The following is a 24330-nucleotide window of genomic DNA, read 5'->3' as shown; positions in this document are numbered from 1 at the left end:
TTAAACGTTTTCGCGCACCGCTCCAAATTTTTTCGAAGTGGATTGCCCGCTTATGGCCGGTTGTCCACAATGGCTCCATCAGTTTCCACTTACAGCGCCCATTGCGCCAGAAAGGACTCAGAGCCATGATCCAGCGACCCATCCCGACCCTTGCCTTGCTTGCCAGCCTGCTCCTGGCCGCTGGCGCCGTGCATGCGCAGAAGACGCCTGCGCCGGTCGGCATCGCCGAGGAAGCCGTTATCAGCGGCAAGGTCGTCGATGTCGATGTCAACTCGAAGGCCGTGCTCGTGCAGGGGCCGAAGGGCAATATCGTCGAGATCGTGGGCGGCGACGAGGCCAAGAATATCGGCAACGTGCGCAAGGGTGACATCGTCACGCTGACGCGCGCGGCGGCCGTGGTGGCGGCGCTGGAGCCGCTCGACAGCAAGGACACCCCGCTGGTGGAGCAGGTGGAGCGCACCTCGCGCGCGGCCGAGGGCGGCAAGCCCGGCGTGATGCGCGAGATCACCACCACCATCACGGCGCAGATCACCAAGATCGATACCGCCAATCGCACCGTGACCTTCCGTGGCCCGCGCGAGACGCTGCGCACGGTCAAGGTCCGTGACCCGAACATCGACCTCACCAAGATCAAGCAGGGCCAGATGGCGAAGATCGTCGTGCGTGAGGTGGTCGCCATCACCGTGAAGTCGCCTAACGCCGGCTGAAGTCCGGTCCGAACCACCGGAAAGAGTCGAATGCAGTACTTTTCCCCATCAGGAGGTTGCATATGAATCGACGCCATTTCGTGACGCGGGTGACCGGATCGGGCCTGCTCGTGGCCACGGCCTTTGCCGCGGGCTGCACCACCACGGGTCCCAAGACGCCCGAGGACGCCGCCGCCAAGAAACAGGAAATCGACGCCGGCGTGGACGGCGCGCTGAACCGGCTCTACGCCTCGGTGGACGGCTCGCGCGAGCTGGCTAACCGTTCCCAGGGCATTCTGGTGTTCCCGCGCGTGATCGGCGGCGGGCTGGTCGTGGCCGGCGAGTACGGCGACGGCGCGCTGCGCTCGAAGGGCGCCACGGTGGGCTACTACCGCACGATCTCGGCCTCGTTCGGCTTCACCGCCGGCGGCCAGTCGAAAGCGGTGATCTTGATGTTCATGACGCCCGAGGCCTACAACAAGTTCGTGCAGTCCAGCGGCTGGACGGCCGGCGTGGACGGCAGCGTGGCGCTGGCCAAGATCGGCGCGAACGGCAAGCTGGATACCGTCACGGGCCAGCAGCCGGTGATCGGCTTCGTGCAGACCAACGCGGGGCTGATGTTCGATGCCTCGATCGACGGCTCCAAGATCAGCAAGCTGTCGCTCTGATCGACCTGGTTTTCCCATCCTCCAGGGTGTGTTGGCTCCCGGCTCCGGCCGGGAGTTTTCTTTTGCGGGCCCGGCGGGCCCGGCGGGCCCGGCTTGCCGACACGTGTGGCGCCGCGCTGGCATAATCGCGCGAACCCCCGCACCGGAAGCGCTCCCGCCCATGCCCCCGCCCCTGTCCTCGCCCGAGTCTCACGCCACGCCCCTCCCTGCCGTCGATGCCGCGCACACTGGTCGCGTCTACCGCTACTACGACTTGGTCATGGTGGCCTTCGTCACGGTACTGCTCTGCTCCAACCTGATCGGCGCGGCCAAGGCGGCGCAGGTCACGCTACCCGTGATCGGCCCGGTCACCTTCGGCGCCGGCGTGCTGTTCTTCCCGATTTCGTACATTTTTGGCGACGTGCTGACCGAGGTCTACGGCTATGGCCGCGACCGCCGCGTGGTCTGGGCCGGCTTCACCGCGCTGGCCTTCGCCACGTTCATGAGCCTGGTGGTGCTGAAGATGCCGGTGGCGCCGTTCATGGCGGACTACCAGAAGAGCCTGGAGGATGTGTTCGGCAACACGTGGCGGATCGCGCTGGGGTCGCTGATCGCGTTCTGCTGCGGCAGCTTCACCAACAGCTACGTGCTGGCGAAGATGAAGCTGTGGAGCGGCGGGCGCTGGCTGTGGACGCGCACCATCGGCTCCACGCTGGCCGGGGAACTGGTCGATTCCTCGCTGTTCTACGTGATTGCCTTCTATGGCATCTGGCCGCTGGAGAAGGTCATCCAGGTGGCCGTGGCCCAGTACGTGTTGAAGACGGCCTGGGAAGTGGTCATGACGCCGGTCACCTACAAGGTGGTGGGCTTCCTGAAGCGGGCCGAGAACGAGGACTGGTTCGACCGGCACACCAACTTCACGCCGTTCCGGCTCAAGGTCTGAGCCTTCCGGGGTGGGCCCCCGGACGCGCGGCTAGGGCACGCGCTTGTCGACTTCGTCGAGCGCCAGCGCCTCCAGGTGGCTCACATCGCCCCATTGCAGCAGGGTCAGGTGCGCGCTGTCGCTGCGCAGGCGGTTGACGCTGGCGTTCAGCAGTTCGTGCTGGCGCGGCGCCTCGAGCGTCATGCCGGTGGCCTCGCGATACAGGCAGTCGAGCACGCCGCCGTGCGCCACCAGCGCGATGCGCTCGCCCGGATGCCGGCGCGACAGCGCCAGCGCGGCCTCGACCGCGCGCTCGTGGAACTCCAGCAGCGACTCGCCCTCGGGCGGCGCGTAGTCCGGCACGCGGGCCTGCCAGCGCGCGAAGTCCTCGGGGCGCTGCTCGGCCACTTCGGCATAGGTCATGCCTTCCAGGTCGCCGTAGCAGCGCTCGCGCAGGCGGGCGTCGGGCCGCACTTGCAGACCCAGCGTCTCGGCCAGCGGCATGGCGGTTTCCATGGCGCGGCCCAGGTCGCTCGAATAGATGGCGTCGATCGGCTCGCCGGCCAGCGCCTCGGCCAGCGCGGCCGCCTGGGCGCGGCCCACCTCGTTCAGCGGGATATCGAGCTGGCCCTGCAGGCGCCGCGCGCGGTTCCAGGCCGTCTCGCCATGACGGATCACGATCAGGTGGGTGTAGGCCAGCGACTGCGGCCCGGAGCTTTGCGACATGCCGGTTCCTTGGGGGCGACGGTTGCGCGCCGGGTCTGCGCCCGGCGTGCGGATGATTACCGGATCAGTTTCGGATTGAGCGTGTAGGTGCCGGTGAGCGAGGCTTCGGCCAGCACGTGGCCCTGGATGGCCTGGCGCACATCGGCGCCAGTGAAATGGCCTTCCACGGGCAGGCGTTCGATATCGAGCGCGTAGACCGTGAACACGTAGCGGTGCACCAGCGCGTCGTTCCAGGGCGGGCAGGGACCGTCGTAGCCGAAGTAGTGGCCCTTCATGTCCTCGTCGCCGGAAAACCACGCCGTGTAGTCGTTGGTGCCGTGGCGCAGGCCGCCGGCCACGGCCGTGCCGACCAGCGTGTCCGGGCCCGGCTTGCCGCGCGCGATCACGCCGTCGCTGTGCGTGCCGGCCGAGATCGTGTTCAGGCCCGGCGGTATGTCCACCAGCACCCAGTGGAAGAAGTCCGCGCGCGGCAGCGTGGCCGGCACTTCGCGGTCGGCCTGGTTCACGTCGTCGCCCACGCTCGGCACATCGGGATCATGGGCGACCAGCACGAACGAACGCGTCTCGGCGGGGAAACCGTCCCAATGCAGGTCCGGATTGCGATTGCTCGACAGCGCCACATGATTGGCGGCATCGGGCACGCAGAACGCAAACTCGCCCGGAATGGGCGCGTTGTCGGCAAATGCCTTGCTCCAGAGTTTCATGAGGATCTCCTTGGATGTGTCACGCCGTGCCGGCCGGCGGCACGCGCAGCCAGAACGTCACGGGGCCGTCATTGACGAGGCTGACCTGCATCATCGCGCCAAACTCGCCGGTTTCCACCGACGAATGCGCGGCGCGCGCGCGGGCCACGAAATGTTCATACAATCGCCTACCATCCTCGGGCGACGCCGCCGGCGTGAAGCTCGGCCGCGTGCCGCTGTTGGTATCGGCGGCAAGCGTGAACTGCGACACCACCAGCAGCCCGCCCGCCTTGCCCTGCCCGTCCATGTTCTGCACCGGCAGGTTCATCTTCCCCTCGGCGTCTGAAAACACGCGGTAGGCGAGCAGCTTGGCCAGCAGGCGCTCGGCCTGGGCCTCGGTGTCGCCGCGCTCGGCGCAGACCAGCGCCAGCAGCCCGGCGCCGATCTCGCCGGTGGTGCGGCCCGCCACGGTCACGCGGGCCTGCGCCACGCGCTGGATCAGGGCGATCATCGCGCCTTACACCAGGGTCACGCGCGCGAAGCGGCGCTTGCCCACCTGGACCACATAGGTGCCGGCGGCCACCTTTGTGGACTTGTCGCCGACCACGGAACCGTCGATCTTGACGCCGCCCTGCTCGATATTGCGGTTGGCTTCCGAGGTGGACGGCACCAGGTTGGCCTGCTTCAGCAGTTGGGCGATGCCCAGCGGCGCGCCTTCCAGCGTCACCGCCGGGATGTCGTCCGGCACGCCGCCGCGCGCGCGGTGGTTGAAGTCCTCGAGCGCCTTCTCGGCATCGGCCGCGCTGTGGAAGCGCGTGACGATCTCCTGCGCCAGCGCCACCTTGCATTCGCGCGGGTTGCGGCCCAGCGCGATCTCTTGCTTCATCAGGTCGATCTCGCTCATCGGCCGGAACGACAGCAGCGTGAAGTACTGCCACATCAGGTCGTCCGAGATGCTCATCAGCTTGCCGAACATGTCGTTCGGGGCCTCGGCCACGCCGATGTAGTTGTTTTTCGACTTCGACATCTTCTCGACGCCGTCCAGCCCCACCAGCAGCGGCATGGTCAGGATGCACTGCGGCTCCTGGCCGTATTCCTTCTGCAGCTCACGGCCCACCAGCAGGTTGAACTTCTGGTCGGTGCCGCCCAGCTCGATATCGGCCTTGAGCGCCACGGAATCGTAGCCCTGCATGAGCGGATAAAGGAACTCATGGACCGAAATTGGAATCCCAGACCGGAACCGTTTGGTGAAGTCGTCGCGCTCCATCATCCGGGCGACGGTGTACTTGGCTGCCAGCTGGATCATGCCGCGCGCGCCGAGCGGGTCGCTCCACTCGCTGTTGTAGCGGATTTCGGTCCGGGCGGGGTCGAGCACCAGGCTGGCCTGGCGGTAGTAGGTCTGGGCGTTGGCCTCGATCTGCTCCCGGGTAAGCGGCGGCCGGGTGGCATTGCGGCCGGACGGATCGCCGATCGTGGAGGTGAAATCGCCGATCAGGAAGATCACCTGGTGGCCAAGGTCCTGGAGCTGGCGCAGCTTGTTCAGCACCACGGTGTGACCCAGGTGGATGTCCGGCGCGGTGGGGTCCAGGCCCAGCTTGATGCGGAGTGGCACCCCGGTGGCCTCGCTGCGGGCGAGCTTCTGGAGCCACTCGGCTTCGATCAACAGCTCGTCGCAGCCACGCTTGGTGATCTCCAGGGCCTGCATCACCGACGGCGTAAGTGGATATTTGGCCGCGGCGGCCGGGGTCACTTCAGACATGAGATAAGTCGTTGAAATAATTAAGGAATCGCCGACGGACAGCCGGTGTCGTTCTGGTATAATTCGCGCTTTGCGTCTGCCGGGGCAGCCCGGCGGCAACCGCCATTGTAGGCGGCTGACAAACATTGGCCCGCGCCGCAACCTCGGGGGAGGAAGGCAGACGAAGACACATCGTCGCGGCAGCGGAGCCCGGAATCAAGGTTGAATTTTACGTGATGTGGTCCAGTCTCCGCGAAGTTTTCGCGCGCGAGCTGGTGGTGCTTGTCGACCCGACCAACCCCCAGCATGCCCGGCGCCGGAAGCAACTCACCGTTGCTGTCGGCACCGTTTTCACGCTCGGCATGGCTGCCGCGATGGGCGTCGCCCCGCGCAATGCCTATGACGACCCCCAGGCGCCGAAGGTGCAGGAGGCCATTCGCCTGCCCGACCTGCGCACCCAGCTCGAACAGCTCACCGAGAGCGATCCCGAAAGCCGCTATGTGCGCGAGGACCGCATGCAGCGCAGCGACACCCTGGCCACGCTGCTGCGCCGGCTGGGCGTGGAGGATCCCGACGCCCAGGCGTTCATCCTCAAGAACGCCACCGCGCGTGGGCTGCTCAACCTCGACGCCGGCCAGGCCGTGCAGGCCGAGATCGACGACCACAACCTGCTGGTGTCGCTCCAGGCCAACCTGGGCGGCGACGCCGCCGCCTCGCGCGAACTCGTGATCGAGCGCGTGGCGCCGAAGGCCGAGGGCGGCGACTACACCTACAAGGCGCGCGTCCAGTCCGTGGACAACGACGTGCACTACGAGATGGCTTCCGGCGGGATCGAGGCCGGCGGCTTCTTCAAGTCGATGGACAGCGCCAACGTGCCGGACGACATCGTCCAGAAGATGATCTCGATCTTCTCGGGCGTGATCGACTTCCACCACGACATCGCCAAGGGCGACCGCTTCCGCATCGTCTACGAGGCCGGTTTCCGCGACGGCGCCTTCGTGCGCAACGGCCGCGTGGTGGCCGTGGAGCTGATCAATCGCAACACATTGCATCAGGCGCTCTGGTACGCCCCGGAAGAAGGTGAAGCCGGCGCCTACTACACGTTCGACGGTCGCACCATGAAGCGGCCGTTCCTGCGTTCGCCGGTGGAGTTCTCGCGCGTATCGTCGGGCTTCGGCGGGCGTGACCATCCGCTCCACCACCAGTGGGCGCAGCACAAGGGTGTGGACTTCGCCGCGCCGCAGGGCACCAAGGTCATCGCCACCGGCGATGCCACGGTGGACTTCGTCGGCCAGCAGAACGGCTACGGCAACATCGTGGTGCTCCAGCACGCGGGCGGGTACTCGACGTACTACGCCCACCTGTCCGGCTTTGCCGGGCTGCGCCAGGGCCAGCACGTGAGCCAGGGCCAGGTGATCGGCTATGTCGGCGCCACCGGCTGGGCCACCGGGCCGCACCTGCACTACGAATTCCGCTTCAACGACGTGCCGCAGAACCCGCTCACCATCACCCTGATGGAAGCGCCGGCGCTGACCGGCAAGTCGCGCACGCAGTTCCTGACCTATACCAGCGCGATGTTGAGCCGCATCAACATGCTGCGCACCTACAACGTCCTGACCGCCAGCAACTGACCATGTCCGTGCCCCCGGCAAGCAGCGAGCGATTTATCGGCCTGATGTCGGGCACCAGCATGGATGGCGCGGATGGCGTGCTCGTCGATTTTTCCGGCGCGCACCCCGTCGTGCTGGCGGCGGCGCACACCCCCTTTCCCCAGCCGTTGCGCGAGGCGTTCGGCGCCTTGCAGCAGCCGGGCGACGATGAGATCCATCGCGAGGCGCTGGCCGCCAACGCGCTCGCCAGCGTCTATGCCGAGTGCGTGGCGACGCTGCTGCGGCTCGCCGATGCCCGCCCGGCATCGGTCGCGGCCATCGGCGCGCACGGCCAGACCATCCGCCATCGCCCCGGTCTTTATGACGGCACCGGCTACACGCGGCAGAGTCAGCATCCGGCGCTGCTGGCCGAGTTGACCGGCATCGACGTGATCGCCGACTTCCGCAGCCGCGACGTGGCGGCCGGCGGCCAGGGCGCGCCCCTCGTGCCCGCTGTGCACGCGGCGCTGTTCGGCGCGCCGGACGAGACCCGCGTGGTCTGCAACATCGGCGGCATCTCCAATATCAGCATCCTGCCGGAAACGGCCAGCGGTCGCCCGGTCACCGGGTTCGACTGCGGCCCCGGCAACGCGCTGCTCGACGACTGGATCCACCGCCATCGCGGCCTGCCCTACGACGACAATGGCGCCTGGGCCGCGAGCGGCACGGTGGATGCGGCGCTGCTGGCGCAGTGCCTGACCGAGCCCTATTTCAGCGCGCCGCCGCCCAAGAGCACCGGGCGCGATCTGTTCCACCCGGGCTGGCTGCAGGCGCTGCTGGCCACGCGCGGCGCCCGGCAGCCGCCCGCCGCCGACGTGCAGGCCACGCTGGCGACGCTGACGGCCACCGCCATCGCGCGCGACGTGCAGACGCATGCCGCCGATGCGCGCCGGCTCATCGTCTGCGGCGGCGGCGCCCGCAATGGCTATGTGATGGCTGAACTCGCGCGGCTGCTTCCGGGCGTGGCCGTGCAGACGACCGATGATTTCGGCGTACCGGTCCTGGAGGTGGAGGCACTCGCCTTCGCCTGGCTGGCGCGGCAATGCGTGCGGCGCGCGCCCGGCAACGTGCCCACGGTTACCGGCGCGGCCGGCCCGCGCGTGCTTGGGGCGATCTATCCGCGTTGAGGTCGCGCGTTGATTGCCAGGAATCGACAGGCAACAAAAAAGCGCACCGAAGTGCGCTTTTTTATCGACCGAAACCGGGATCAGGCCGAGAACGACGAGCCGCAACCGCAAGTGGTCGAGGCATTCGGGTTCTTGATCACGAACTGCGCGCCGTTGATGTCTTCCTTGTAGTCGATCTCGGCGCCCACCAGGTACTGGTAGCTCATCGAGTCGATCAGCAGCATCACGCCGTTCTTGACCATCGTGGTGTCGTCTTCGTTGACGTCTTCGTCAAACGTGAAGCCGTACTGGAAGCCAGAGCAGCCGCCGCCCTGCACGAATACGCGCAGCTTCAGCTCGGCATTGCCCTCTTCCTCGATCAACTGCTTGACCTTGTCGGCGGCGCTGTCGGTAAAGACGAACGGTGCCGGCACGTCCTCGGTTACGGGTGCCTCAGCGACTGCGTTCATGGGGATTCTCCTATTTAGATACGCCGTATTCTAAGCGCTACTTCGAAATCGTGCCGAACCCATTAAATTTCAAGGGCTTCTAGGCGTTCACGTCACATCCATCGACAAACAATCAGGCCGCGGCGCCTGCGTTCTCGGGTGTGGCCTTGGCCGACACCTCTTCGGCCTCGGTTTCGGACGTGTTCGATTCCACTGGCGTCTCTTGATTGACCTCGGCGGCCGGTACATGGTTCGGCAAGGCGCGCACCTCACCCTGCCCGATTGGCACGAGACGGCCTTCGACGATGGCGCCCTGGTGCATTTCCAGCGCTGCATAGTGCACTTCGCCGTAGACGCGCGCATGGGGCTGCAGTTCGAGCAGTTCGCTGGCGCTCACCGGGCCGGTCACAGTGCCGTTGAGGATCAGGTGCCCGACGCGCACTTCGCCCTCGACTGCGCCCTTCTCGCTGATGACGAGCATGCTGCGCTGCGCGTCCGATGCCAGCACGTTGCCGCGCACGCGGCCATCCAGGCGCAGGCCGCCCGCGAACGTGACATCGCCCTCGATGGTGGCGTCCTGGCCGATCAGGGTGTCGATCGACAGGCCTTTCTTCTTCGAAAACAACATGATCCCTCTCCTTGTTCGGGTCCTACGGCGTTGCCGACTGCGCCGCGCGGACCTGTCCGTTCTGCACGATACGGACCGATACGGCACGTACCTCGGCGCCCTTGGGAATCGCCAGGTCGCCCTCGATACGCTGGTAATGCGTGAGGCGCACCGCCGGTAACGGCGCCTCTTTCGGATTCGGCAGTGTCATGGTTAACGGCTGCCCAGCCCGGACTGCTGAAATTGTGAATTGTAGATCACCTTTGAATTCGGGCTGCTCGACAAATGCCTTCGAACCGCCCTGCATCACGAGCAGGCGATAGTGCACGGCCTGGGGCTGTGCTTCGTCGATGACCACGCGGAAACTGCGCACGTGGATGCCAGACGTATCGCCGGTGGCCGGCAGCAGCGCCTCGAAGAACCCAAGGTCTTCCTTGAGCTGGCTTACCTCGGCCTCTGCCGACTTCAGTTGCTGCACCAGACGCTCGCGCTCGGCGCGGGCCATCTCGAGACGGGCCTCCGGGGTGTTCGCGCTGGTAAGCAGTTGGTCGCGCTCGGCGGTCACCTCGGCCAGTTGCACACGCAACCCGGCATTGGCCGCCACGAGTGCCGTATCCGTTGGCGCGGCAGGTTGACGCATGGCATGGCCGGCATCGATGGCCCAGAGCACGGCGAGTCCAAGCCCGATCGCCAGCACCAGCGCCCAGATCCACACACGCCACGGCCGATGCACACGAATCACGGCCCGCGAAGCGCGCAATCCCCGGCGCGGTCGCAGTGGCCGGTACTTCAGGCCCATGACACCATCGTTCGTCCTCTCATTCGCAGGCCCGTGATTGTATCTCCGAGCCGCCATTGTGCCGATCAATGTATGACATCTGAGACACCTTCGCCAGAAAAGTGGTGATTTCTGCACCACGCAGACGAAAAAAAACCGCACGACAGAGCGTGCGGTTTTTCCGGATTCGACAGATCCGCCAGAGCGGACCTGCGAAAGCGCATCAGCGCTTCGAGAACTGCTTCCGGCGACGTGCCTTGTGCAGACCGACCTTCTTACGTTCCACTTCACGTGCATCGCGCGTGACGAAACCAGCCTTCGACAGCGTCGGCTTCAGCGTGGCGTCGTAGTCGATCAGGGCGCGGGTGATGCCGTGGCGCACTGCGCCAGCCTGGCCCGTTTCGCCACCGCCGGTCACGTTGACCTTGATGTCGAACGTTTCGGCGTGGGTGGTCAGTTCCAGCGGCTGACGCACGATCATCAGCGAGGTTTCGCGAGCGAAGTACTCGTTGATGGGCTTGCCGTTGACGACGATTTCACCCTTGCCCGACTTGATGAAGACACGAGCCACAGCGCTCTTGCGGCGGCCAGTACCGTAATTCCAGTTACCGATCATGGATTGGCCTCCTTAGATGTCGAGCGTCTTGGGTTGCTGTGCCTCATGCGGATGATCGGCTTCGGCGTAAACCTTCAGCTTCTTGATCATTGCATAGCCCAGCGGACCCTTCGGCAGCATGCCCTTGACAGCTTTTTCCAGGGCGCGGCCCGGGAAACGCTGCTGCATCTTGCCGAACGTCGTTTCGTAGATACCGCCCGGGTAACCCGAATGGCGATAGTACTTCTTGTCCGTTTCCTTGGTACCCGTGACACGCAGCTTGGCTGCGTTGACGATGACGATGTAATCGCCCGTGTCGACGTGCGGAGTGAATTCCGGCTTGTGCTTGCCGCGCAGTCGGCGTGCCACTTCGCTGGCAACACGGCCGAGGACCTTGTCCGTCGCGTCAATCACGTACCAGTCGCGCTTTACCTCATGAGGCTTGGCGGAAAAGGTCTTCATGATTTTTCCTGACTATTGAATACTGCCCGATGTGACGGTCGCCGTTTTAGCGTCCTGTCGTTCGGCCGGCCCTTGGGACCTGACCTTCCTGCTTGTGTTTGCAGGCTCTCCCTGATTCCTTTTCCGGGGGCAATGACCGGAAAAGCCTGCGATTATACTCGGGGAATGCGATGGCGCACAAGCAAAGTCGTGGCTTTTCGTCAAGCCCCCTGCATCACATGGAAGCCGGGGGCGAAATGTGGACGAAAGTGGACGAAAGTGGACGAAAAAAAACCCAAGTCGGTTTGGACTTGGGTTTGAATCCACCAAAGGAGGAGGGTGGAGGAGACACTGGTAGATCGACGGGGCGGCGGGCGGTGCGGAGGGCTTTCGCTTTCGCACTCTGGCGCGCCAGATGCGCCGTCGTTCAATGAACTGAATTATACATAGCGGCCGTCGCAACGCAAGAAAATTTGCAGTGCGAAATCGCATTGCACATTGCGCAATGCTTTAGTAGCCTCTTGCAAATGTTTGTCTTTCTTAAAAATCAAAGACTTACCCTCGATGTGATGCTGAGTCATCGGCGCCACAATAGAGGATTCCCTCAGAATCCCAAGGGAAATCCCTCGCCTCGGGCACGATCCGCCGATGCCATATACTGACGAAATGCAAGATTCGTGATTGCGCGGACGTGAGCGCGAAAACACATTCGTAAACCCAGGAACGAACAAAATGGAATGCAAAGTGACATGGATGGGCCCGGAAGGCATGAGCTTCGTGGCCCAGACCGGCAGCGGCCATATCGTGGCGATGGACGGCGCGCCCGATGGCGGTGGCAACAACCTGGCGCCGCGTCCCATGGAGATGGTGCTGCTCGGCACCGGCGGCTGCACGGCCTATGACGTGGTGCTGATCCTCAAGCGTGGCCGCCAGGACGTGCGCGGCTGCACGGTAAAGCTCGAAGCCGAGCGCGCCAACGAGGACCCGAAGGTCTTCATGCGCATCAACTTCCACTTCACGGTGACGGGCCGCAACCTGAACCCGACCACGGTGGAGCGCGCGATCACGCTGTCGCACGACAAGTACTGCTCGGCCTCGATCATGCTGGCCAAGACCGCCGAGATCACGCACACGATGGAAATCGTCGAGGGCTGAACGCCCTGACGTCAGGAAGAGAGAGCAAAGCAGGCCGATAAGCCGGATTCTGTGCGCGCGGCCCGCCTTGCGGCGCGCTGCGCGTGACAACCATTCCTCTAGGCCGACCGTTACCGGCCGGCTCCAGCTCCCTACCCGCAGACTCAGCGGGCCGCCTCATCGTCTGCCTATTTGGGATTGCTCCGGGTGGAGGTTACCGCGTTTCACCCTTCCCGCCAGGCGAACCCGGCGGCAAGACTCGTCTCTGTGGCCCTATTCCGCACGTTACCGTGGATGGCTGTTAGCCAACACCCTGCCCTGTGGAGTCCGGACTTTCCTCCCCTTGCCCCTTGCGAGACAAGCAGCGATTGTCTGGCCTGCTTTGCGGCCCGCAGTCTACCACCGAACTCAGCGGATCTGGCGCCCGGGGCGGAACACGGCCGTGTCGTCGTAGAACGACGGCGCATCGTTCTCATCGCACCAGCCTGGAATGCCCAGCACCGGCAGCGGCGCGAAGCAGCGGCCGCCGCGCAGCGTGCCCTGCCCGGCTGCCTCGGCCAGCGATTCGGCCAACTTCCGGTCGATGACCGCGCGCGGCGTGCCGGGCGGCATCGGCAGCCACCATGCGTGGGCCGTGATCGACTTGTAGGGCTGCACCAGCTTCTCCAGCAAGGCGTGGCCGAACGGGATGACCGTGCAGGCGCTGCCCCATGCGGCGCGCGCCGCCACGAACAGCGTGTGCCACGCAAACCCTTGCAGCGCCTGGGCCAGCCGGGTGTCCTCGGTCAGGAAGATCACCGCGTTTTCGTCGAATAGCGTCGCGGCATCGCGCAGGCCGCCGCGCACGGGCAGCACGCCATCACGGGCGATGGCCTCGGCCTGGAGCCGGTTCAGCACGGCCTTGGTCGCGGGGAAATGGAGCCAGATCAGCGCGTTGAACGCGTCGTGGAGGTTGTCGCGCGTGGGAACGTGGCCGGTGGCGTGGATATGCGCCTCATAGGCCACCCCATCGGGGAGGTCAGACTGGGGGACGAAGCACAGTGGCTGGTCGTTGGCGTTCGCCAGCCCGGCGGCTACGGCTTGTTCGTCGAGCGCCGCGCGCAGATCGGCGGCGGAAAGCGCGGCGGCGGAGAGCGCGACCCCGGACGCGGCGAATGGCCGGAACCACGGCCGCGTCCAGTCGATGCCAGGCAAGTCGCTTATTGCGCCTTCCAGCGCAGGGTCTCGCCGGCGCGCAGCGGCACCAGCGTGGTGTCGCCATACGGCAGTTCAGCCGGCAACTCCCAGTCTTCGCGCGACAGCGTGAGCGTGCCGGTGTTACGCGGCAGGCCGTAGAACGCCGGGCCGTGGAAGCTGGCGAAGCCTTCCAGCTTGTCGAGCGCCCCGGCAGTATCGAACGCTTCGGCGTACAGCTCCATCGCATGCAGTGCCGTGTAGCAGCCCGCGCAGCCGCAGGCGTGTTCCTTCAGGCCGCGTGCATGCGGCGCGCTGTCCGTGCCGAGGAAGAACCGCGCGCTGCCGGACGTGGCCGCCTTGACCAGCGCCTCGCGATGGGTCTCGCGCTTGAGTACCGGCAGGCAGTAGTAATGCGGGCGGATGCCGCCGGTGAAGATCGCATTGCGGTTGTACAGCAGGTGGTGCGCGGTGATCGTCGCCCCGACCGGGCCTTCGGCCTCGGCCACGTACTGGGCCGCGTCCTTGGTGGTGATGTGCTCGAAGACCACCTTCAGCTCCGGGAAATCCTTGCGCAGCGGCCGCATCACGCGGTCGATGAACACGGCTTCGCGGTCGAAGATGTCGATGTCGCCATCGGTCACTTCGCCGTGCACCAGCAGCGGCAGGCCGGCGCGCTGCATGGCTTCCAGCGTGGCGGCGCAGCGGCGGATATCAGTCACGCCGGCGTCGCTGTTGGTGGTGGCGCCGGCCGGGTACAGCTTCACCGCGTGGATGAAGCCGCTCGCCTTGGCGGCGACGATTTCCTCGGCGGGCAAGTTGTCGGTCAGGTACAGCGTCATCAGCGGCTCGAACGCCATGCCGGACGGCAGCGCGGCCAGGATGCGCGCGCGGTAGGCGGCAGCCTGCTCCACCGTGGTCACGGGCGGCTTCAGGTTCGGCATGATGATCGCGCGGCCGAACTGGCGCGCGGTGTCCGGCAGCACGGCAGCCAGCGCCGCGCCGTCGCGCAGGTGCAGGTGCCAGTCGTCCGGGCGGGTGATGGTGAGCGTCTGGGTCATAGCTGGAAATTCAAAGAATCAGGATGGCGCGGTAATCGTTCACGTTGGTGCGCGTGGGGCCGGTCTGGACCAGGTCGCCGATGGCATCGAAGAAACCCCAGGCATCGTGCGCATCGAGTTGCTGGCGGGCGGAGACGCCGGCGGCCTCGGCGCGCTTGAGCGAATCGGGGCAGCACACGGCGCCGGCGTTGTCCTCGGAGCCGTCGATGCCGTCCGTATCGGCGGCGATCGCATGGATATTGTCCGCCCCGCCCAGCTCGATCACCAGCGACAGCAGGAACTCCGAGCAACGGCCGCCCCGGGCCCGCTCGGCACCGCTCGCGGGCAGCGTCACCGTGCATTCGCCACCGGAAATCAGCGCCACCGGCGCGGCGAACGGCGCATTGTACGCGCGAATCTCGCGCACCAGCGCGGCATAGACCCGCGCGACTTCCTGGGCTTCGCCGGTCACGGTGTCACCCAGCACCACGGGCTGGATGCCCTGTTTGCGGAACAGCGCGGCGGCGGCTTCCAGGCTGCCGTGCGCGGTGGCGATCATGTGATTCTCGACCCGGGTGAACAACGGATCACCCGGCTTGGGCGTCTCGTCGATCTCGCCCCGCGCGCCGCGTTCCAGGTGGGATTGCACCGGGGCCGGCACCTTCGCGCCGTAGCGTTGCAGGATGGCCAGCGCATCGGCATACGTACTCGGATCGGCCACGGTGGGGCCGGATGCAATCGCGCTGGGATCATCGCCGGCCACATCCGAGACGATCAGCGTGGTCACGGGCGCCTTGCTCGCCTGCGCCAGCCGGCCGCCCTGGATGCGCGACAGGTGCTTGCGCACGATATTCATTTCTGTGATCGGTGCGCCACATCGGAGCAGTTCGCGCGTGGTGGCCTTGAGGTCTGCCATGGCGATGCCTTCGGCCGGCAGCGACAGCAGGCTCGACCCGCCGCCAGACACCAGGACGATCAGCCGGTCTTCCGGCCCGAGCGCCTGCACGCGGGCGAGGATGTCCGCCGCGGCCTGTTCGCCGGCCTCGTCGGGCACGGGATGGCCGGCCTCGATCACGCGGATATGGTCGGTCGGCAGGCCGTGCGCGTAGCGGGTGACAACGATGCCGTCGAGCGTGGCGCGGCCCGCGTAGGCGCGCTCCACGGCCAGCGCCATCGATGCGGCGGCCTTCCCCGCCCCGACCACGAGCGTGCGGCCGCCGGCATGGGGCGGCGGCAGGTGGGCGGCGACGATCTCGAGCGGGTCAGCTGCGGCCACGGCGGCCCGGAAGCTCTCCAGCAGCAGCGTGCGGGGGTCAATATGGGAATTAGCGGTATTCACAGCGCCTCCGCAATCGCACGACCCAGGTCGGCCGTTCCGGCGGTGCCGCCAATATCCCGCGTCAGCGGCGCGTGGCCCGGCCCGGCGGCCAGCACCTTCTCGATGGCGGCCAGCACGGCGGCGCCCGCATCGGCATGGCCGAGGTGCTCCAGCATCATCGCGCCGCACCAGATCTGGCCGATCGGGTTGGCCACGCCGCGCCCGGCGATGTCCGGCGCCGAGCCGTGCACGGGCTCGAACAGGCTCGGATAGGTCTTGTCCGGGTTGATATTGCCCGACGGGGCCACGCCGATCGTGCCCGTGCAGGCCGGGCCGAGGTCGGACAGGATATCGCCGAACAGGTTGCTGGCCACGACCACGTCGAACCAGTCCGGATGCTGCACGAAGTGCGCAGTCAGGATGTCGATGTGGTACTTGTCCACCTTCAGGCCCGGGTAATTGGCCGCCATGGCCTCCACGCGCTCGTCCCAGTACGGCATGGTGATGGAGATGCCGTTCGACTTGGTGGCCGAGGTCAGGTGCTGCTTGGGCCTTTTCTGGGCCAGCTCGAACGCGAATTTCAGGATGCGGTCCACGCCGACGCGGCTCATCACGGTCTCCTGGACCACGATTTCGCGCTCGGTGCCCGGGAACATGCGCCCGCCGATGCTCGAATACTCGCCCTCGGTGTTCTCGCGCACCACGTAGAAGTCGATATCGCCAGGCTGGCGGCCGGCCAGCGGGCTCTTGATGCCGGGCATCAGGCGCACCGGGCGCAGGTTCACGTACTGGTCGAACGAGCGGCGGAACTGGAGCAGCGAGCCCCACAGGGACACGTGGTCCGGGATTTTCTCGGGCCAGCCCACGGCGCCGAAGTAGATGGCGTCGTACTTGACCAGCGTGTCGAACCAGTCGTCCGGCAGCATCTTGCCGTGGCGGGCGTAGTAGTCGTAGCTGGAGAAGTCGAAGTGGTCCCACTGGAAGTCGATGCCGAAGCGGCGCGCGGCGGCGTCCATGGCACGGATGCCTTCGGGCATCACTTCCGTTCCGATTCCGTCTCCGGGAATGACAGCGATCTTGTATTGACTCATGGCTGGGAAGGGGCTGGGGCTGAACAGCAGGGGGGGCGCCCGGGCGCCGCGCTTGGCAGCGTCCCGCACGCGCGGGATAATGTCTGCATTCTATTGCAAAGCGGCAGCCCCTTGCCGCACCGGTGCCCCCATGTGCCAGCTGCTAGGCATGAACTGCGCCACGCCAACCGACGTGACGTTCTCCTTCACGGGCTTTGCCGCCCGTGGCGGCGTAACCGACCACCATGCCGATGGTTTCGGCGTGGCATTCTTCGAGGACAAGGCCTGCCGGCTGTTCATCGACAACCAGTCCGCCGGCACCTCGCCGGTGGCGGAGCTGATCAAGCGTTATCCGATCAAGTCGAAAAACGTCATTTCCCATATCCGCAAGGCGACGCAGGGCACGGTGCTGCTCGAGAACTGCCATCCGTTCATGCGCGAACTCTGGGGCCGGCACTGGATCTTCGCCCATAACGGCGACCTGAAGGGCTTCTCGCCGTTCCTGTCCGGCGTGTACCAGCCGGTGGGCGATACCGACAGCGAACTCGCGTTCTGCACGCTGATGCAGGGGCTGCGCAAGCGGTTCCCGGGCTCCCAGCCGCCGCTGAACGAGCTGGGCCACGCGCTGGCGGACATCACGCGCGACATCACGCTGCATGGCGTTTTCAACTTTCTACTATGCAATGGCCAGGCGCTGTTCGCGCACTGCTCGACGCATCTGTACTACATCGTGCGGCAGTGGCCGTTCTCGAAGGCGCATCTGATCGATGCCGACCTGTCGATCGATTTCGCCCAGGTGACCACACCCGACGACCGCGTGGCCGTGATCGCCACCGCGCCGCTGACCGACAACGAGACGTGGACGCGCTTCATGCCGGGCGAGCTGATCATGTTCGAACATGGCCTGCCGACGATGACGCTGACCGTGCCGATCCCGCCCGAGGTGCAGGCGAAGAACGCGGCCAATACGGCGTGTACTTGAGGCTTTAGGCTTTGGGGAGGGTAAAGCGGGAGGGATGCTGCGCCCCTCTCCCGACGGGAGAGGGGGTCCGACGACCTGCTACACCAATTAGTGCTGCAGGATCTTCGACAGGAACTGGCGGGCGCGCTCCGAGCGGGCAGCGATGTCGCCGAAGAACTCTTCCTTCGGGCAGTCCTCGACGATCTTGCCGGCGTCCATGAAGATCACGCGGTTGGCCACCTTGCGTGCGAAGCCCATTTCGTGGGTCACGCACATCATGGTCATGCCTTCCTGAGCCAGCTGCACCATCACGTCCAGCACCTCGTTGACCATTTCCGGGTCAAGCGCCGAGGTCGGCTCGTCGAACAGCATGCAGATCGGGTCCATCGACAGTGCGCGGGCAATCGCCACGCGCTGCTGCTGGCCGCCGGACAGCTGGCCGGGGAACTTGGCCGCCTGGTTCTTCAGGCCCACGCGCTCCAGGTACTTCAGGCCCTTGGCCATCGCCTCGTCCTTCGAGCGGCCGAGCACCTTCATCTGGGCGATGGTCAGGTTCTCGGTGATCGACAGGTGCGGGAACAGTTCGAAGTTCTGGAACACCATGCCCACGCGCGAGCGCAGCTTCGGCAGGTTGGTCTTGGCGTTACCCACCGAAGTACCGTCGACCAGGATGTCGCCCTTCTGGAACGGCTCCAGCGCGTTCACGGTCTTGATCAGCGTGGACTTGCCCGAACCGGACGGGCCGCACACTACCACCACTTCGCCCTTGGCAACCTTGGTGGTGCAGTCCGTCAGCACCTGGAACGTGCCGTACCACTTGGAAACGTTATTAATTTCGATCATACAGCCACCTTTTTCTGATAACGCTTGACCAGCAGCGAAGCGGAGAAGCAGATAACGAAGTACACGAAGCCCGCGAACAGCAGCATTTCGACGATGCGCCCGTCGCGCTCGCCAATGCCGTAGGCCTGGCCGAAGAAGTCAGCCAGCGCGCTCACGTAGACCAGCGACGTATCCTGGAACAGGATGATGCCCTGCGTCAGCAGCAGCGGCACCATGTTGCGGAACGCCTGCGGCAGGATCACCAGCCGCATGGTCTGGCCGTAGGTCATGCCCAGCGCCTGCGCGGCGAACATCTGTCCGCGCGACACGCTCTGGATACCGGCCCGGATGATTTCGGAGTAGTACGCGGCCTCGAACAGCGCGAACGCGATGAGCGCCGAGGTCATCCGCAAATCGGCCGCGGGCGACAGGTTGAACACCTTCTGCAGCAGCTGCGGGATGATCAGGAAGAACCACAACAGCACCATCACCAGCGGGATGGAGCGGAAGATGGTCACGTACCCCTGCGCAAACCAGTTCAGCGCCTTGAAGGAAGACAGGCGCATCATCGCAAGGATGGTGCCCCAGACAATGCCCACCACCACCGCGGTCACGGTGATCTTGAGCGACACCGTCATGCCTTCCCACAGCACGTCCAGCGTTTCGTGGTTGATGGAACTAAAGTCGAATTCGTATGCCATGTGCGCCCCTTTACTTGCCGCCGATGAAGCCCGGCACCCGGGTCCGGCGTTCCACCCAGCGCATGATCAGCATGACCGTCAGATTGATCAGCATGTACATCACCGTGACCGCAATGAACGATTCATATGGACGCGCCGTGTAATCCACCAGCTGGCGGCCCTGCGCGGCGAGTTCCAGCAGGCCGATCGTGGACGCCACCGCCGAGTTCTTGAAGATGTTCAGGAATTCGGAGGTGAGCGGCGGCACGATGACACGGAAGGACATCGGCAACAGCACGAAGCGGTAAGTCTGCGCGAGCGTGAAGCCCATCGCCAGGCCGGCGTTGCGCTGACCCGGCGGCAGCGAGTTGATACCCGAGCGCACCTGTTCGCAAACCCGGGCGGCGGTAAACGTGCCCAGGCAGAGCATGGCGGCCAGGAACTGCTGGGTGAACGGGTTCATCTGCTTGATCGCGTCGCCGAACGGCAGCAGCTCGGGAATCACGAAATACCAGATGAACAGCTGCACCAGCAGCGGAATGTTCCGGAAAATCTCGACATACGTCGCGGCAATACCCGACAGCAGCTTGTTCGGCACCGTGCGCAGCACGCCGAGCACCGAGCCGATGACGAGTGCGATGGCCCACGAGGTCAGGCCCAGCGCGATCGTCACCTTGAGACCGGAAATCATCCAGTCCAGGTACGTCTCGTTCTGCGCGGCCTGCTCGAGGAACACTCCCCAGTGAAAAATGTAATCCATAGTGCGTCCTTCAAAAAGAAACGGAAGGACTTCTCCTTCCGTTTCGCACTGCTCCGATCACAGGGATCAGTCGAGTGCCTTGTCGTTCGGGTTCTTGAAGAGCGCCTTCATGTCGTCGGACAGCGGGAAGTCCAGGTTCAGGCCCTTCGGCGGTACCGGTTGCATGAACCACTTGGTGTACATCGTGTTGATCGATCCGTCCTTCATCAGGCCGGCGATCACGGTGTCCGTCACCTTCTTGAACGGGGCATCATCCTTGCGGATCATGCAGCCGTACGACTCGCGCGACTGCGGCTTGCCCACGACGATCCAGTCGGCCGGGTTCTTCGCCTTGGCGCGTTCGCCGAAGAGCAGCGCGTCGTCCATCATGAACGCCACGGCACGGCCCGATTCCAGCGTCAGGAACGACTGGCCATGGTCCTTGGTGCTGATGATGTTGGCGCCCAGCTTCTGGTCGTCGTTCATCTTGCGCAGCAGGCGCTCGGACGTCGTGCCAGCGGTGGTGACCACGTTCTTGCCCTTCAGGTCAGACCAGTCCTTGATGCCGCCATCCTTCTTCACCATGATGCGGGTGCCGATGATGAAGATGCTGTTCGAGAACGAGGCCTGCTTCTGGCGTTCCAGGTTATTGGTCGTGGAACCGCACTCGATGTCGATCGTGCCGTTCTGCAGCAGCGTGATCCGGTTCTGCGAGGTGATCGGGATTTCCTTGACCTGCAGGTTCGGCAGCTTCAGCTGGTCCTTCACGGCTTCCACGATCTTCATATTGATATCGTAGGAATAGCCCACCTGGCGCACGCCGCCAAGGTTGTAGTTGAACGGAATCGAGGAATCCCGCACACCCAGCGTAATGACACCCGTGTCCTTGATCTTCTGCAGCGTGCCCGTCAGCGGCTCTGCAGCCTGCGCGGTACCGCACAGAATACCCGCAGCAACCGCCAGGCTAGCCAGCTTGGCTACATTCATAACATCTCCTTGACCATGAAGAGAAAGGCGGGACTCTAGCAAAAAAACGCCCCACCGGCGAAACAGTATTGCTTAGCTCGTGACCCAAGACAACGGGTTTTTCCCCTAACTGGTGCCAGTTCAGGCATGGTTGCGCGGCATTGCGCCAAAATGCGACACAACTGCAATGATTCAGACAACAAAAAACGCGGCAGCCGGAAAACTCCGGCCGCCGCGTCCTTTCATGTCCGGGGAAAGGATGGATGCTGCGTCGCAACATCCATCCGCCCCTTTCATTGCCCGTTTCAATCAGGGATACAGGCCGCGCATCTCGCGCGCCTGCAGGATTCGCGTACAAGCAACGATAAACGCAGCCGTCCGCAGCGTGACCTTATTGTCCTGGGCCACCTGCCAGATCGCCCGGAAGGCCTCTTGCATGATTCGTACCAGGCGCTCGTTGATCTCCTCCTCGGTCCAGAAGAAGCTCGAGAAATCCTGCACCCATTCGAAGTAGGACACGGTCACGCCGCCGGCATTGGCGATGACGTCCGGGCAGACCAGGATGTTGCGCTCGCGCAGGATGTCGTCCGCCTGGGGCGTGGTCGGGCCGTTGGCGCCCTCGATCACCAGCTTGGCCGTAATCTTGGGCGCGTTGGCGGCCGTGATCTGGCCTTCCAGTGCGGCCGGGATCAGGATGTCGCACTCGACTTCCCAGAACCGCTCGGTGGTCAGCACTTCGCCCTGGAAGCCTTCGATCGTGCCGCTGTGCGACGCGTATTCCATCATCGCCGGCACATCGAGCCCGGCCGGGTTGTACAGCGTGGTGCGGTGGTCCTGCACGGCCACCACCTTGGCGCCAGCCTCGTGGAACAGCTTGGCCGCCACGGCGCCTACATTGCCGAAGCCCTGCACGGCCACGCGCGCGCCCTTGATGTCCATGCCGAGGTTGCGGGCGGCTTCCTTGCCGACCACGAACACGCCGCGGCCGGTCGCCTCGTGACGGCCCAGCGAGCCGCCCAGCGAGATCGGCTTGCCGGTCACCACGCCGGTGGCCGTGCTGCCCGAGTTCATCGAGTAGGTATCCATCATCCAGGCCATGACCTGGGCGTTGGTGTTCACGTCCGGCGCCGGAATGTCCTTGGTCGGGCCGATGATCAGGTTGATTTCACTGGTGTAGCGGCGCGTCAGGCGTTCCAGTTCGGCCGTGGAGAGCGTGCGCGGATCCACGCGGATGCCGCCCTTTGCACCACCATAGGGCACGTTGACGGCAGCGTTCTTGACCGACATCCACGCGGACAGGGCCATCACCTCGGACAGCGTCACGTCCTGGTGGAAACGCACGCCACCCTTGCCCGGGCCGCGCGAGAGGTTGTGCTGCACGCGATAGCCCTCGTAGTGGGCGATGGTGCCGTTGTCCAGCTCGATGGGCACGTCCACGATCAGCGCGCGCTTGGGGCGCTTCAGCGTTTCCACCCAGCGGGCCAGCGAACCCAGGTAGGGCGTGACACGGTCAACCTGCTGGAGGTAGATGCCCCAGGGCCCGAGCGCGTCGGCGTTCAGGTACGAAGGCAGGATGTGGGAGGCGATGGACGGCTTGGACGGTGCTGCGGAAGACATCGTTGAGTTCCGAGTGAAGGTGACACGCAGAATATCGGCGCCTCCACATCGGAATCCAATGCCGTTTGCTCATCCCGCCCTGCAGCATTATGCAAGATGCGCATAACCTTGCGCCCGACCCCTCAGGCTTGCGTCGTCAACGCAGCCCAGACCTTGTCCACCAGCTGGCGCTTGCGCCGGCTCTGCCCGCTGCGGCGGTCGTTGCCGACATCGGTGGGCCGTTCGCGGTAGAGCCGGATCTCCATGTCGATGGACTGCGGCAGCCCGCGCGCGGCCTCGGCCCGCACCAGCCGGCCTGCGTGCACGTCGTCCCGCACCGCGCTCTCGGGCAGGAAAGCCATGCCGTGGCCGGCCAGCGCCATGACCTTGAGCGCCTCGGCCATATCGGTCTCGTAGCATTTGTCGAGCTTGAGGATGTCCGGCGACTCGGACAGCAGCATGTCCACCATCCGTCCCAGGAACGCATTGGGCGTGTAGCTGAGGAACGGCACCGGCTTCTTGTCGCTGCCGGGCAGCCGGAACACGGGCCGGCCAGTGCTGTCGGGCACGCTGTAGGGCGACAGCCGCTCGGTGCCGAGCACGAGCATGTCGTAGTGGGCCGGATCCAGCTGGATGGCCTGGCGCGGGTGGTGGTAGACCATGACGAGGTCGCAGCCGCCCTCCACCAGCATCAGCACGGCATCGTGGACGTTCAGCGCGCGCAGCCGGCAGGGCAGCGTGCCGACCTTGCGCTCCACGCCCTTGAGCCATTCCGGGAAGAAGGTCAGCGACAGCGTGTGCGGCACCGCGAATTCCAGCACCTGGGCGTTGGCCGAGCGCTGGCCGCGCATTAGCGCCCGGGTTTCGCTGACCTGGGCCAGCATGGCCAGCGCCTGCTCGTAGAACACCTTTCCGGCGTCGGTCAGAGTGGTCGGGTAGCTCGATCGGTCGATCAGTTCGGTGCCCACCCACGCCTCGAGCGACTGGATACGCCGCGAGAACGCCGGTTGCGTGACATGCCGCAGCTCCGCCGAGCGCGAAAAGCTGTGCGTCTCGGCCAGGCTGACGAAGTCTTCAAGCCATTTGATTTCCATGGCGCGGATTATCGCTTGCCGGCCATCGGGCTGCACGATGAGCAAATCTATTCCAATTTCTTGAATATTTTTGGAACAGGATTACGATTGGAGCGAGATTTGGACGACAAATTGGATATCCTTGCTCAGGGGGGCCGACTAAGATGAATGGGATACCATCCTGCCCCCGCAACCGCCATGCAACCATCTGTCCTCCCTTCGTCCTTTTCCACGCTCGCCACCGGCATGGAAGCCACGCTCGCCCAGAGCGCGCGGATGGTGGCGGCGCACGTGGCGGCCAGCCTGCCGGACGCCGACACGCTGCTCGCCAGCCTGCCGCCGGGCGCGCTCGAAGGCAGTCCGGACCGCTATACGCGGCACCTGGTCCATGCCGATCCCTTCGAACGGTTCTCGGTCATGGTGCTGGTCTGGCGGCCGGGGCAGTTCAGCCCCGTCCACGGCCATCGCACCTGGTGCGCCTACCGCGTGCTGCGCGGCACGCTGGCCGAGCGCCACTACCGCTGGAACCCGGAGGACCGCACCGCATCTCAGGTCAACGCGGTCACCCGCGAGGCCGGCGACACTTTCAGCGTGCCGGCCGGCCTGCGGCACATCCACGCGCTGGGCAATGCCAGCGACGCCGTGGCGGTGTCGCTCCATATCTACGGCGTGGACCAGGACCGCATCGCCACCGGCGTGAACCTGCTGGTGGATACCATCGTCAGTTGAGG

At 65.2% G+C, this 24330-nt stretch carries 27 protein-coding genes and 1 other RNA gene; 8 read left to right on the top strand and 20 right to left on the bottom strand.

All coding sequences use genetic code 11. The features are described from left to right. Positions 1 to 125 precede the first annotated feature (125 nt). The 3 genes from AC1DFU_RS22105 (at position 126) to AC1DFU_RS22095 (ending at position 2276) form a co-directional block, all read left to right on the top strand. Positions 126 to 707, top strand: coding sequence for a hypothetical protein (locus tag AC1DFU_RS22105; RefSeq protein WP_092291907.1), 582 nt, complete (start codon positions 126 to 128; stop codon positions 705 to 707). 62 nt (positions 708 to 769) lie between these two features. Beyond that, entirely contained in the window at positions 770 to 1354 is a 585-nt protein-coding gene (locus AC1DFU_RS22100; RefSeq protein ID WP_092291905.1) for a BPSL1445 family SYLF domain-containing lipoprotein, read from the top strand. A 259-nt stretch (positions 1355 to 1613) separates the two neighbouring features. Then, complete coding sequence (locus AC1DFU_RS22095) at positions 1614 to 2276, top strand: queuosine precursor transporter (RefSeq protein ID WP_255370731.1); 663 nt, start codon at positions 1614 to 1616, stop codon at positions 2274 to 2276. Positions 2277 to 2306: 30 nt separating this feature from the next. Here the strand turns inward: AC1DFU_RS22095 and AC1DFU_RS22090 are convergent, their stop codons facing one another. The 4 genes from AC1DFU_RS22090 to tyrS are packed head-to-tail and all read right to left on the bottom strand — an operon-like array spanning position 2307 to position 5423. Then, positions 2307 to 2981 carry a histidine phosphatase family protein gene (locus AC1DFU_RS22090; RefSeq protein WP_092291903.1) on the bottom strand — a complete coding sequence of 225 codons (675 nt, stop codon included), beginning with the start codon at positions 2979 to 2981 and terminating at the stop codon, positions 2307 to 2309. Between the two features lie 56 nt (positions 2982 to 3037). Continuing rightward, positions 3038 to 3685 (bottom strand): YbhB/YbcL family Raf kinase inhibitor-like protein, encoded by a 648-nt coding sequence (locus AC1DFU_RS22085; RefSeq protein ID WP_092291901.1) that lies wholly within the window; start codon positions 3683 to 3685, stop codon positions 3038 to 3040. A gap of 19 nt (positions 3686 to 3704) precedes the next feature. Further along, positions 3705 to 4175, bottom strand: a complete 471-nt coding sequence (gene dtd, locus AC1DFU_RS22080) for a D-aminoacyl-tRNA deacylase (protein ID WP_092291899.1) — start codon at positions 4173 to 4175, stop codon at positions 3705 to 3707. A 6-nt stretch (positions 4176 to 4181) separates the two neighbouring features. Beyond that, complete coding sequence (gene tyrS / locus AC1DFU_RS22075) at positions 4182 to 5423, bottom strand: tyrosine--tRNA ligase (RefSeq protein ID WP_092291897.1); 1242 nt, start codon at positions 5421 to 5423, stop codon at positions 4182 to 4184. A gap of 215 nt (positions 5424 to 5638) precedes the next feature. Between tyrS and AC1DFU_RS22070 the strand changes: the two genes are divergently transcribed. Together AC1DFU_RS22070 and AC1DFU_RS22065 are read left to right on the top strand one after the other, a co-directional pair. Further along, positions 5639 to 7033 carry a M23 family metallopeptidase gene (locus AC1DFU_RS22070; RefSeq protein WP_092291895.1) on the top strand — a complete coding sequence of 465 codons (1395 nt, stop codon included), beginning with the start codon at positions 5639 to 5641 and terminating at the stop codon, positions 7031 to 7033. A 2-nt stretch (positions 7034 to 7035) separates the two neighbouring features. Continuing rightward, positions 7036 to 8178, top strand: coding sequence for an anhydro-N-acetylmuramic acid kinase (locus tag AC1DFU_RS22065; protein WP_441591699.1), 1143 nt, complete (start codon positions 7036 to 7038; stop codon positions 8176 to 8178). Between the two features lie 80 nt (positions 8179 to 8258). Here the strand turns inward: AC1DFU_RS22065 and erpA are convergent, their stop codons facing one another. The 5 genes from erpA to rplM all read right to left on the bottom strand — a co-directional run bounded on the left by erpA (position 8259) and on the right by rplM (position 11048). Then, entirely contained in the window at positions 8259 to 8627 is a 369-nt protein-coding gene (gene erpA / locus AC1DFU_RS22060) for an iron-sulfur cluster insertion protein ErpA (RefSeq protein ID WP_092291891.1), read from the bottom strand. A 112-nt stretch (positions 8628 to 8739) separates the two neighbouring features. Then, positions 8740 to 9234 (bottom strand): bactofilin family protein, encoded by a 495-nt coding sequence (locus AC1DFU_RS22055; RefSeq protein WP_092291889.1) that lies wholly within the window; start codon positions 9232 to 9234, stop codon positions 8740 to 8742. Between the two features lie 22 nt (positions 9235 to 9256). Continuing rightward, positions 9257 to 10012, bottom strand: a complete 756-nt coding sequence (locus AC1DFU_RS22050; protein WP_441591697.1) for a DUF6776 family protein — start codon at positions 10010 to 10012, stop codon at positions 9257 to 9259. Positions 10013 to 10214: 202 nt separating this feature from the next. Next, complete coding sequence (rpsI, locus tag AC1DFU_RS22045; protein ID WP_092291885.1) at positions 10215 to 10607, bottom strand: 30S ribosomal protein S9; 393 nt, start codon at positions 10605 to 10607, stop codon at positions 10215 to 10217. Between the two features lie 12 nt (positions 10608 to 10619). Then, positions 10620 to 11048 (bottom strand): 50S ribosomal protein L13, encoded by a 429-nt coding sequence (gene rplM, locus AC1DFU_RS22040; RefSeq protein WP_092291883.1) that lies wholly within the window; start codon positions 11046 to 11048, stop codon positions 10620 to 10622. A gap of 711 nt (positions 11049 to 11759) precedes the next feature. On the opposite strand from rplM, the gene AC1DFU_RS22035 reads away from it, so the two are divergent. After that, entirely contained in the window at positions 11760 to 12182 is a 423-nt protein-coding gene (locus AC1DFU_RS22035; protein ID WP_441591695.1) for an OsmC family protein, read from the top strand. 22 nt (positions 12183 to 12204) lie between these two features. Here AC1DFU_RS22035 and rnpB read toward each other — a convergent pair. The 5 genes from rnpB to AC1DFU_RS22010 all read right to left on the bottom strand — a co-directional run bounded on the left by rnpB (position 12205) and on the right by AC1DFU_RS22010 (position 16783). Beyond that, positions 12205 to 12545, bottom strand: an RNA gene (rnpB, locus tag AC1DFU_RS22030) — RNase P RNA component class A. 24 nt (positions 12546 to 12569) lie between these two features. Next, positions 12570 to 13355, bottom strand: a complete 786-nt coding sequence (locus AC1DFU_RS22025) for a DUF3025 domain-containing protein (RefSeq protein ID WP_441591693.1) — start codon at positions 13353 to 13355, stop codon at positions 12570 to 12572. A 5-nt stretch (positions 13356 to 13360) separates the two neighbouring features. Beyond that, positions 13361 to 14395: a dihydroorotase gene (pyrC, locus tag AC1DFU_RS22020; protein WP_092291877.1), complete on the bottom strand. Its 1035-nt coding sequence runs from the start codon at positions 14393 to 14395 to the stop codon at positions 13361 to 13363. Between the two features lie 10 nt (positions 14396 to 14405). Continuing rightward, a complete protein-coding gene (locus AC1DFU_RS22015; RefSeq protein WP_092291875.1) occupies positions 14406 to 15713 on the bottom strand; it encodes a glycerate kinase type-2 family protein in 1308 nt (435 codons plus the stop codon). Then, positions 15710 to 16783: a tartrate dehydrogenase gene (locus AC1DFU_RS22010; protein WP_092291873.1), complete on the bottom strand. Its 1074-nt coding sequence runs from the start codon at positions 16781 to 16783 to the stop codon at positions 15710 to 15712. Before AC1DFU_RS22010 ends, AC1DFU_RS22015 begins: the two co-directional genes overlap by 4 nt. A 130-nt stretch (positions 16784 to 16913) precedes the next feature. On the opposite strand from AC1DFU_RS22010, the gene AC1DFU_RS22005 reads away from it, so the two are divergent. After that, entirely contained in the window at positions 16914 to 17744 is an 831-nt protein-coding gene (locus AC1DFU_RS22005) for a class II glutamine amidotransferase (protein ID WP_092291871.1), read from the top strand. Between the two features lie 87 nt (positions 17745 to 17831). On the opposite strand, the gene AC1DFU_RS22000 is transcribed toward AC1DFU_RS22005, so the two are convergent. The 6 genes from AC1DFU_RS22000 to AC1DFU_RS21975 all read right to left on the bottom strand — a co-directional run bounded on the left by AC1DFU_RS22000 (position 17832) and on the right by AC1DFU_RS21975 (position 23620). After that, on the bottom strand, positions 17832 to 18566 hold the full coding sequence (locus AC1DFU_RS22000) for an amino acid ABC transporter ATP-binding protein (protein WP_092291869.1): 735 nt from the start codon (positions 18564 to 18566) through the stop codon (positions 17832 to 17834). After that, positions 18563 to 19246 (bottom strand): glutamate/aspartate ABC transporter permease GltK, encoded by a 684-nt coding sequence (gltK, locus tag AC1DFU_RS21995; protein ID WP_092291867.1) that lies wholly within the window; start codon positions 19244 to 19246, stop codon positions 18563 to 18565. Before gltK ends, AC1DFU_RS22000 begins: the two co-directional genes overlap by 4 nt. A gap of 10 nt (positions 19247 to 19256) precedes the next feature. Then, positions 19257 to 19985 (bottom strand): amino acid ABC transporter permease, encoded by a 729-nt coding sequence (locus tag AC1DFU_RS21990; RefSeq protein WP_092291865.1) that lies wholly within the window; start codon positions 19983 to 19985, stop codon positions 19257 to 19259. Between the two features lie 66 nt (positions 19986 to 20051). Beyond that, positions 20052 to 20951, bottom strand: a complete 900-nt coding sequence (locus tag AC1DFU_RS21985) for a glutamate/aspartate ABC transporter substrate-binding protein (protein ID WP_092291863.1) — start codon at positions 20949 to 20951, stop codon at positions 20052 to 20054. Between the two features lie 288 nt (positions 20952 to 21239). Beyond that, entirely contained in the window at positions 21240 to 22547 is a 1308-nt protein-coding gene (locus AC1DFU_RS21980; protein ID WP_092291861.1) for a Glu/Leu/Phe/Val family dehydrogenase, read from the bottom strand. A 122-nt stretch (positions 22548 to 22669) separates the two neighbouring features. Further along, entirely contained in the window at positions 22670 to 23620 is a 951-nt protein-coding gene (locus AC1DFU_RS21975; protein ID WP_092292143.1) for a LysR family transcriptional regulator, read from the bottom strand. A gap of 177 nt (positions 23621 to 23797) precedes the next feature. Between AC1DFU_RS21975 and AC1DFU_RS21970 the strand changes: the two genes are divergently transcribed. Continuing rightward, on the top strand, positions 23798 to 24328 hold the full coding sequence (locus AC1DFU_RS21970; RefSeq protein ID WP_255370714.1) for a cysteine dioxygenase family protein: 531 nt from the start codon (positions 23798 to 23800) through the stop codon (positions 24326 to 24328). The last annotated feature ends 2 nt before the right edge of the window (positions 24329 to 24330 follow it).

This window comes from Cupriavidus sp. 10L45 (assembly GCF_056395225.1).
Note: the sequence above shows the minus strand (reverse complement) of the source record. Positions and strands in the feature narration are given on the sequence as shown.